Genomic DNA, 6,398 nt, shown 5'->3' on the forward strand with positions numbered 1-6,398 from the left:
GACGCGCCGCTGGACGACGGCGGAGAAGCGTGTACGGTGTCGTCCGAGACACGGGGTGCCGCATCCGAGCGGCTGAGATCACACCCGTCGAACCTGCTCGAGCTCGTACTCGCGAAGGGATCGTCCATGGAGAACGCTGCGCCCACGACCGACTGGGCCGACCGCACCGCCGACCTGCTGGAGGCCGTCCGGACCCGGGCGCCCCTGGTGCAGTGCATCACGAACACGGTGGTGCAGAACGTCACCGCGAACGTGCTGCTCGCGCTGGGGGCGTCTGCGGCGATGGTCGACGTGCCGATCGAGGCGGGGCCGTTCGCCGGCGTCGCGGACGGGTTGCTCGTCAACACCGGCACCCCGCACGCGGAGCCGTCGACCGCGTCCCGCGAGGCCGCGGCCGCAGCGGCGGAAGCCGGGACACCGTGGGTGCTCGACCCGGTCGCGGTCGGGTCGCTGCCGGTCCGGACGGCCCTGGCGCGGGACCTGCTGGCGATGCGGCCGACGGTGCTGCGCGGGAACGCGTCCGAGGTGCTCGCGGTCCTCGGCGCCTCGGCCGGCGGTCGCGGTGTGGACAGCACGGTCGGGACGGAGGACGCGCGCGACGCCGCGGTGGCCGCCGTGAACGCCGACACCGTCCAGGCGGTGGCGGTCTCGGGCCCGGTGGACCTGCTCGTGGCCCCGGCGGGGCTCGTCCGGGTCGCGAACGGGACGGAGCTGCTCACCCGGATCACGGGCGGCGGGTGCGCGCTCGGTGCGGTCGTGGCCGCCTTCGCGGCGGTGGCGCCGGGTCGTCCGCTCGACGCGGCGGTCGCCGCGACCGCGGTCCACACGATCGCGGCGGAGCTCGCCGCCCGGGACGCCGGTGGTCCCGGCACGTTCCAGCCGCTGTTCCTCGACCGGCTCGCGTCCCTGACACCGGAGGACGTGGTCCGGGAGGCCCGGATCACCGCCGCCGCACCGGCCGCGGGTGCCGTGGCCGGTCCGCGCGGAGCCGCGTCGTGACCGCGGACCGTGCGGCTGCGCCGGCCGTCACCGCCGGACGGGCTCCGGCGGGCGAGGACTTCGGCGTCTACCTGGTGACCGACACCGAGCTGGCCGAGCGGCACGGGCACGGGGTGCTCGGTGTGGCCCGGGCCGCGGTGGCCGCCGGGGTCCGGATCGTGCAGGTCCGGGACAAGACGGCGTCGGCGCGAGACCTCCTCGCGCTGACCGCCGCGGTCGCGGAGGCGGTGGGCGACCGGGCCCTCGTCGTCGTGGACGACCGGCTCGACGTGGTGCTGGCTGCCCGGCACGCGGGGCACCGGGTGGCCGGCGTGCACCTCGGGCAGTCGGACGTCCCGGCGGGCGTCGCGCGGGCCGTGCTCGGACCGGACGCGCACGTCGGCTTGACCGCGAACACCACGCGGCACCTGGTCGAGGTCGCGGCGATGCCGTCCGGCACGGTCGACCTGCTCGGTGTCGGGGTCGTGCACCCGACGAGCACGAAGCCGGACCACCCGCCGGCGCTCGGCGTCGCGGGGTTCGCCCGGATCGCGGCGACGACCCCGGTGCCGTGTGTGGGCATCGGCGGTGTCGAGCTGGCGGACGTCGGACCGTTGCGGGACGCCGGAGCGGCGGGGATCGCCGTGGTGTCGGGCATCTGCGCGGCGCCGGACCCCGGCGCCGCGGCCGCCGCGTTCGTGGCGGCGTGGGACGGAGCGGGCCGGTGACCGCGGGGATGGGACCGACCGTGGGCGGGCGGGTGCCGCAGGTGCCCCGGGTGCTCAGCATCGCGGGGACCGACCCGACCGGCGGGGCGGGGATCCAGGCCGACCTGAAGGCGATCGCCGCCCAGGACGGGTACGGCATGGCGGTCGTCACCGCCCTGGTCGCGCAGAACACCCGCGGCGTGCGCTCGGTGCACGTGCCCGACGTGGCCTTCCTCCGCGAGCAGCTCGACGCGGTGTGGGACGACGTCACGGTCGACGCGGTGAAGACCGGCATGCTCGGCACGGCCGAGGTCGTCCGGGTCGTCGTTGAGTCGCTGCGGGCGCACCGGCCACGGTGGCTGGTCGTCGACCCGGTGATGGTCGCGACGAGCGGGGACCGGCTGCTCGACCCGGACGCCGAGGCGGCGATGACGGACCTGTTCGCCCTCGCCGACCTCGTGACCCCGAACCGCGACGAACTGCGGGTGCTCGCCGACCTCGCCGGCTCCGATGCCACGGACCCCCTCGACGCGGCCCGGGCGGTGGCACGACGCTTCGACGTCCGCGTGCTCGCGAAGGGCGGCCACGACGCCGGTCCCACCTCGGACGACGCCCTCGTGACGCCGGACGGCTCGGTGCGGGTGTTCCCCGGCCCGCGGGTCGCGACGACGAACACGCACGGGACGGGCTGCTCGCTCTCGAGCGCGATCGCCACGCTCGTGGCCCGACACGGCGACTGGGAGCTCGCCGTCGGTGCCGCGAAGCAGTGGCTCACCGCGGCCCTCCGCGGGGCCGATGCGCTCGAGGTCGGGCAGGGACACGGGCCGGTCGACCACAACGCCGCCGTCCGCGCCGCCCTGCCGGTCCCCCGGACGACCGACCTGTGGTGGACGGACGCGGCAGCGGTGCTCGACGAGACCCTCGCGTGCTCGTTCCTCCGGGGCCTCGCCGACGGCACGCTCGACGCAGAGGTCTTCGCGGGGTACCTCGCGCAGGACGTGCACTACCTCCGCGCGTACGAGCAGCACCTCCGCACGGTCGCGGCCGGGTCGACCGGCGACGCCGCGACGTTCTGGACGACCGCGAGCGAAGGCTGCGCCGCCGAGGCCCGCGACCTGCACCACCGCAGACTCGCCGGGTCGCACGCCGACGACCCCCTGCACCCGGCCTGCGCCGCGTACCTCGCGCACCTGGGGGCTGCGGCCGACGACGCTGCCACGACCGGGGACGTGGCGGTGCTCGCCGCCGCCGTCCTGCCCTGCTTCCGGGTGTACGCCTGGGTCGGCGAACGGCTCGGCACGGCACCGGTCGGGCACCCGTTCGCGGACTGGATCACGGCGTACGGGGACCCGGACTTCGCCGCGTCGAGCGCGCGGGCGACCGACCTCGTCGAGGAACTCGCCGGCCGTGCCGACCCGGAACTGCGCGGCCGGATGGCCCGGGCGTTCCGCGAGTCGGTCGCACAGGAGCTCGCCTTCTTCCGGATGCCGGAGCAGTTCGCCGGCGCCGCACCCGACCGGACGGAAGGACAGGACGGAGCAGGGGGACGGGGCGGAGCCGGGACGGGCCTCCCGGCAGGCACCCTCGGGACGATCGCACCGACCGGAGCCGGACCGACCGCGGACGCGGTGTCAGACCGGGTGTGAAGGGGCGGTGCGGACACCGTCCGCACCGGGCGAGCGCCGGACCAGGGTGACCTGCACGTCGGCGCCGTCGACCGTGCAGCGCATCCACGTGTGGTCCGGCTGCCGACGACGGTCCGTCGGCGAACCGGGGTTGAGCAGGCGCATGCCGTTCGGCGCCAGCGAGTCCCACGGGATGTGCGAGTGCCCGAACACGAGCACGTCGACGTCGGGGTGGTCGACCACGGCACGGCGCTCCCGTCCGGCCGCCGCGCCGGTCTCGTGCACCACGGCGAAGCGCAGCCCCTCGACGCGACGGGCGACGACGAGCGGCAACCGGTCCTCGAACCCGAGGTCGTTGTTCCCGCGCACGGCGAGGAGGTCGCGGGACCGGGCTTCGAGCAGGTCGACGGTCGCCAGGTCGACCCAGTCCCCCGCGTGCACGACCAGGTCGGCGGCGTCGATGTCCGCCCACAGCTCCGGCGGCAGGTCCTTCGCCCGCTTCGGCAGGTGCGTGTCCGACAGCAGGACGAGCGAGGTCGTCACGGCGCGGTCGGTCCGTTCGGCATCGGCAGCTCGGCCTCGTCGGCGGCACCGAGCCGTTCCAGCAGCCCGGCGAGCAGCGCGACGTCGTCGTCGGTCCAGTCGGCCAACCGCTCCACCAGTGCGTCCCGGTGCAGCTGCACCGAGCGGTCGAGTGCCCGACGGCCGGCGTCCGTCGCCTCGAGCGGCTTCGCGTTGCCGGTGCCGCCGTCGACCGTGCGGACCAGTCCCGCGGCGAGGAGCCCGGACAGCTGGCGCGAGATGGTCGACCGGTTCAGCCGGAGGTACCGGGCGATGTCGATCGCCATGCACCCCGGGTGCTGGACCACGAAGTCCACCAGGGACTGGTCGACGACGCTCAACACGTCGGCGGTCCCGCGCGCCCGGACGCTCGCGCGGCGGGTGATGCGGGAGAGCTCGGTGTACGCCCGTCCGATGTCCGCCTCGCGGATCCCGGGGCCCCTCGGGTCGGCCATGCTGTTCCAGTCTGTCGTCCGGCGTGGCGCCGGTGGTCGGTCGCCCCTGGTCGGGACGTCGGGTCCGGCGGCCGCCCACGTCCGTGGTCCCCTGCGCCGCTCGGTGTGGCCCCACGATAACCGCGGGTCCCCCGGAACGGGGACCGGCGGTTCCCGGGGTCGGGACCGGTGCGACCGTCCGGCGACGTGGCCAGACGGGCCCGGTGTCGGTGATCAGTCGGAGGCCGCCGCGCGGAGGGCCCCGATGTCGAGCTTGACCATGTCCCGCATCGCCCGGAACACCCGAGCGCCCGCTGCCGGGTCACCACCGGCGGCCATGAGCTCGCCCATCATCGACGGGGTCACCTGCCACGACAGACCCCAGCGGTCGACGAGCCACCCACACGCCACCGGGTGACCGCCGTCGGCGAGGAGCCCGTCCCAGATCCGGTCGAGCTCCTCCTGCGTGTCGACGTCCACCTGCAGCGAGACGGCGTCGGTGAAGGGATGACCGGGACCGCCGTTCATGGCACGGTACGGCTGGCCCATCAGGGTGAACTCGACCACGAGCACGGACCCGTCCGGGGCACGGCCGACCCCGTCGACACGTGCGTCCGGGAAGAGCCCGACGTAGTACTCAGCCGCGGACTGGGCCTGGTCGTCGAACCAGAGGAAGGGGACGATGCGGGGCACGGTGGCGCCTCTCGGTGGTGCTCAGTCCGCGACGCCGCGGCTGAGCAGGTCTGCCTTGTCGGGGTGTTCGTCGAACCACTGGCTGACGAACCAGCACATCGGGACGATGCGCTTCGTCGACGTCGTCTCGACGTCGGCCACGGCGTGCTCCACGAGTTCCCCGGCGTACCCGTGCCCGCGGTGCGCCGGGACCGTGTACGTGTGCGGGAAGGCGATCGCGTCTCCGTTGACGCGGTAGTCGAGCACGCTCACGAGGGCTCCGTCGACGTACATCGCGTACCGGTCGCGGTCGGTCTCGTTGCGGAACTCGCGTGTCATGGCGCCATCCTGCACCGCGCCGCGGCTCCCGGTCACCCGTCCTCCGGCGAACGCGCGGACCCGTCCACGACGAGCGGTCTGTCCGTCCCGGTCGTCGGGCCGGAATGACCACCGGTCACGGTTGTTGCACCCCACATGACGACCATCGGGATCATCGGAGCAGGCAACATCGGATCACAGCTCGCACGCCTCGCGGTGCAGCACGGCCACCAGGTCGTGATCGCGAACTCGCGCGGGCCGGAGACGCTGACTGACCTCGTCGCGGAGCTCGGCGAACACGCCACCGCCGGCACCCGCGAGGACGCGGCCACACAGGGCGACATCGTCGTCGTGACCGTGCCGCTCGGCGCCGTCGAGACGATCCCCGTCGAGCCGCTCGTCGGCAAGGTCGTCATCGACACGGACAACTACTACCCGGAGCGCGACGGGCACATCGCGGCCCTCGACGACGAGACGACGACCACGGCCGAGATGCTGCAGGACCACCTGGTCGGCGCGCACGTGGTCAAGGCCTTCAACCACATCGGCGCCGCGGACCTGACCGGACACGCCACCCCCAGCGGCACCGAGGGACGCCGCGCCCTGGTCGTCGCGGGCGACGACGAGACGGCGAAGCGCACCGTCGCCGACCTCATCGACGAGTTCGGCTTCGACGTCGTCGACGCCGGACCGCTCGCCGAGGGATGGCGCATCCAGCGCGACACCCCGGGCTACGGCCCGCGCATGACCGCGGACGAACTGCGCGACGCCCTCGCCGCCGCGAAGCGGTACCGCGACATGTGACGGTCCTGCACCGACCGTTCCACCCCCTCTGACTGGGGCGTTCGGCCGCTGTTCCCTCCCGGTAGAACAGACTCTGGATCAATCCAGGGAGAGGAACAGCGGCCGTGGCGTCTCATCGCATGCCCGAGTCCGAGCGACCCCGTCGGGCGGTGCCCGCATGGGTGACCGCGCCTCCGGAGGACGCCGGTTCCCCTGCCCCGAGCAGCGTCGTCCCCGCGGGCGCCGTCGCTGACCGCGCCCGACCCGGCGTCGACGCCGATCGGACGTCGAGCGCGCGTGGCGGACGCACCGGTTCCGGC

General features: G+C 74.6%; 8 protein-coding genes and 1 riboswitch. Of the genes, 4 read left to right on the forward strand and 4 right to left on the reverse strand.

Going from position 1 to position 6,398, the window contains the following annotated elements:
- Window positions 1-41: 41 nt before the first annotated feature.
- Window positions 42-138, forward strand: a riboswitch (TPP riboswitch).
- The 3 genes from thiM to thiD all read left to right on the forward strand — a co-directional run bounded on the left by thiM (window position 127) and on the right by thiD (window position 3,331).
- Window positions 127-999: a hydroxyethylthiazole kinase gene (gene thiM, locus DEI91_RS15365; protein ID WP_111053126.1), complete on the forward strand. Its 873-nt coding sequence runs from the start codon at window positions 127-129 to the stop codon at window positions 997-999. (Overlaps the previous riboswitch by 12 nt.)
- Complete coding sequence (gene thiE, locus DEI91_RS15370; protein ID WP_111053127.1) at window positions 996-1,706, forward strand: thiamine phosphate synthase; 711 nt, start codon at window positions 996-998, stop codon at window positions 1,704-1,706. The genes thiM and thiE overlap by 4 nt, the downstream gene beginning before the upstream one ends.
- Window positions 1,703-3,331, forward strand: coding sequence for a bifunctional hydroxymethylpyrimidine kinase/phosphomethylpyrimidine kinase (gene thiD, locus DEI91_RS15375; protein ID WP_258374464.1), 1,629 nt, complete (start codon window positions 1,703-1,705; stop codon window positions 3,329-3,331). The genes thiE and thiD overlap by 4 nt, the downstream gene beginning before the upstream one ends.
- On the opposite strand, the gene DEI91_RS15380 is transcribed toward thiD, so the two are convergent.
- From DEI91_RS15380 to DEI91_RS15395, 4 genes are all read right to left on the reverse strand, one after another.
- The gene (locus DEI91_RS15380) at window positions 3,317-3,853 is read right to left on the reverse strand and encodes a metallophosphoesterase (RefSeq protein WP_111053128.1); all 537 of its coding nucleotides are present in this window, start codon (window positions 3,851-3,853) and stop codon (window positions 3,317-3,319) included. The two genes, thiD and DEI91_RS15380, sit on opposite strands and share 15 nt — an antisense overlap.
- The gene (locus tag DEI91_RS15385; RefSeq protein ID WP_111053129.1) at window positions 3,850-4,326 is read right to left on the reverse strand and encodes a MarR family winged helix-turn-helix transcriptional regulator; all 477 of its coding nucleotides are present in this window, start codon (window positions 4,324-4,326) and stop codon (window positions 3,850-3,852) included. Before DEI91_RS15385 ends, DEI91_RS15380 begins: the two co-directional genes overlap by 4 nt.
- A gap of 213 nt (window positions 4,327-4,539) precedes the next feature.
- On the reverse strand, window positions 4,540-4,998 hold the full coding sequence (locus DEI91_RS15390) for a VOC family protein (protein WP_111053130.1): 459 nt from the start codon (window positions 4,996-4,998) through the stop codon (window positions 4,540-4,542).
- Window positions 4,999-5,019: 21 nt separating this feature from the next.
- Window positions 5,020-5,316, reverse strand: a complete 297-nt coding sequence (locus DEI91_RS15395) for a GNAT family N-acetyltransferase (protein WP_111053138.1) — start codon at window positions 5,314-5,316, stop codon at window positions 5,020-5,022.
- A 135-nt stretch (window positions 5,317-5,451) separates the two neighbouring features.
- On the opposite strand from DEI91_RS15395, the gene DEI91_RS15400 reads away from it, so the two are divergent.
- Entirely contained in the window at window positions 5,452-6,099 is a 648-nt protein-coding gene (locus DEI91_RS15400) for an NADPH-dependent F420 reductase (protein WP_111053131.1), read from the forward strand.
- Window positions 6,100-6,398: the final 299 nt, after the last annotated feature.

The sequence above is a fragment of the Curtobacterium sp. MCBD17_032 genome (assembly GCF_003234855.1).
Taxonomy (GTDB): domain Bacteria; phylum Actinomycetota; class Actinomycetes; order Actinomycetales; family Microbacteriaceae; genus Curtobacterium.

Bases quoted from the DNA above. Each gene is read 5' to 3' on its own strand.
- DEI91_RS15395 (WP_111053138.1), bottom strand. From the start codon at position 5,316: ATGACACGCGAGTTCCGCAACGAGACCGACCGCGACCGGTACGCGATG.
- DEI91_RS15385 (WP_111053129.1), bottom strand. From the start codon at position 4,326: ATGGCCGACCCGAGGGGCCCCGGGATCCGCGAGGCGGACATCGGACGG.
- thiM (WP_111053126.1), top strand. From the start codon at position 127: ATGGAGAACGCTGCGCCCACGACCGACTGGGCCGACCGCACCGCCGAC.
- DEI91_RS15400 (WP_111053131.1), top strand. From the start codon at position 5,452: ATGACGACCATCGGGATCATCGGAGCAGGCAACATCGGATCACAGCTC.